This is a genomic window from Paenibacillus sp. 01T422 (assembly GCF_056398785.1).
Genome location: NZ_JBFTQB010001011.1, coordinates 1 through 2,181, shown reverse-complemented (window position 1 = coordinate 2,181; position 2,181 = coordinate 1). Strand labels below are relative to the sequence as shown.

General features: G+C 43.4%; 4 protein-coding genes. All 4 read right to left on the bottom strand.

The genetic code is table 11. The features are described 5' to 3' along the window. Window positions 1–186 (bottom strand): GIY-YIG nuclease family protein (locus AC1DUA_RS34855; protein WP_477504095.1); only part of this gene is annotated, 186 nt, incomplete at its 3' end. Window positions 187–196: 10 nt separating this feature from the next. Next, the gene (locus AC1DUA_RS34850) at window positions 197–952 is read right to left on the bottom strand and encodes a DUF2087 domain-containing protein (RefSeq protein WP_477504094.1); all 756 of its coding nucleotides are present in this window, start codon (window positions 950–952) and stop codon (window positions 197–199) included. Between the two features lie 440 nt (window positions 953–1,392). Next, a complete protein-coding gene (locus AC1DUA_RS34845; protein WP_477504093.1) occupies window positions 1,393–1,842 on the bottom strand; it encodes a DUF6157 family protein in 450 nt (149 codons plus the stop codon). A 32-nt stretch (window positions 1,843–1,874) separates the two neighbouring features. After that, window positions 1,875–2,181 (bottom strand): HAD family hydrolase (locus AC1DUA_RS34840; protein ID WP_477504092.1); only part of this gene is annotated, 307 nt, incomplete at its 5' end.

Here is a 2,181-nt window from a genome sequence, read left to right as displayed (position 1 = left end):
ATTCATATGCTTGCCCATATCAAGCTCCATCCGTTTGCCATTCATGGAACGCAAATTTTTCGTACTCGAGATCCATCGCTTATCATTCACTGTATTGCGAATTTGAAACACACCGGATTCTTTTTTCGTCTCTTTATACATCTGCTGTAGTTCTTGTCTCCGTTGATTCGATTCTCTTTTTGTCATGTTCTCATTGTCATCCTTTCAACCAATATTGGCTGCCATCTGGCTCGCGCTCCAAAAAGCCGTATTCAATTAGATATCTGCGGACTTTCACATAGTCGTGAAACACCGGCTTTAACAACTCGTTGACTTCCTTTTCTCCATAAAAGCGATCCTGTTCGAATCGTTTGGCGATCTCACGCAGGACAACAAACTTGTGTTTTTCTTGCTGCGAGAAGGAGGTAAGTTTCCCCGAAGTGCCATCTGGGAAATACTTTTTAACAATTTGATCATACTCATCTTGTGTTACATTGTATCGTTCATCCACCATCGTAGCTGTTTTATGAATATCTACAAAGGTTGGCGCATACTGATCTTTTTCTTTCAACAGTTCCATCATCGTAAGGAAAACTTTGGCCTGCCGCTCCTTTTCCTTCAAACCAAAGCGATGATTCCGAATGGTCGAGGCGCTGCCAATCCCCATTGCCTGCTGGACCTCATTGTCGTTCTTGCCTTCATAGAAAAGCTTCAACAAACTATTCTGATGATCAGTCAGCCCAGTGAGCTTCTTGTCTAGTCCGCTTAAATAGTGAAAAACCGAAATATGCGCATGCTGAATATGCCATTTCATATAACGCTCTGCTTCGTATAGAACACCGCTTTCCGGATAAACGATCCCTGCTTCCGCACGTTTGCCGCATAGCAGACAGGTATAGTATTCATTCTCCTTCACGTAGCCACGTTTCCAATCGTCGATTGAAGCCTGCCAAAACCTATCAGACACTTCCACAACAAACACTTCCTCGAGTTGTTTATTAATACATAGATATTATATTATTTTGTTTATAAATTTGTCAATGAAACGTAAAAAGTCCGATTCTGGTCATTCGCACGTAATTAACGCCGATTGCTCCTGTTATTTCCTGCATATGCTCCACTTTGTGTATTTAACTGGAATTTCCACCACTAATTTCACCAAATCAAGCAGATTTAGGGCAGCGTCGATGATTTAACTGGAGTTTGTACTGCTACTTCATTCCATGCCGCAGAACAGCTCAGAATAACGGTGCTTTTTCCATCTATTTCAGCTGAAGAGGCATAGTCGATCGTCCCCTTGGAACCAAGCTGCTCCTACTGCTGCTGTACCACTTCTTATGCTCCCTCAACCTCCATAAATACAAAAAAAGAATCCTTCTCATGTAAGGATTCCATTCCATTCCATTCTTCCGCTCAGCCGCGTGAACTGCGCATTGCAAATAAAAGCTTAAGCCCGTCCAGCTGGTGTGTCCCAGCTTCAACAAATTGGCGGTAGGCTTCCGATTCCATCGGGTAAATCGCTATTTTGCCTTCTTCATTGTAATGAACGCCCCAACCGTGCTTCTTTGGAAGCATGGACGCTCGAAGACAGGGGTGATTCTTGGCAAACAACGCCTCACGAATTTCAGTGTCGTGCATCTCGCTTTCCGTCTCTGGAATCTGTTTATGCTGCAGATGTACCGCGTAGATAAGTTCGCCTTGCGTGAATTTGTATGGGTTTTGTGACAACAGTTCATATTGAATCCTGTGAGCTGTTTTACTTTCCTTTTTCATCGGCGGAACGACGCCCATTTCAACTGGACAGTCAACCGCCACTTGAATGAACGTATTCGTATAACTCATGTGTTCATCGTTATAAGGCATAAGTCAACTCTCCTTCACCCTTATTTCTTACATTATACACCCATTTTCATATGAGCTTCCACATAGGCTGCGACGCCATCCTGATCATTGCTCGACACGACTTCATCCGCCATGTTTAGGATCTCAGAATGCGCATTTTCCACGGCAACTTTGCGACCAGCAGCAAGAAACATACCAACATCGTTCAGATTATCACCAAAAGCCGTGATATGGTCGGACGTGCAGCCAACATGTTTTGCCCATAGTAGGAGCCCTTCCTGCTTGTTCGCTTGCGGATGACTGAATTCCAGAAAATAATGATTCTCAATATAATTGTCTTTCATCATATGAATGTGTACC

Bases quoted from the DNA above. Each gene is read 5' to 3' on its own strand.
- AC1DUA_RS34845 (WP_477504093.1), bottom strand. From the start codon at position 1,842: ATGCCTTATAACGATGAACACATGAGTTATACGAATACGTTCATTCAA.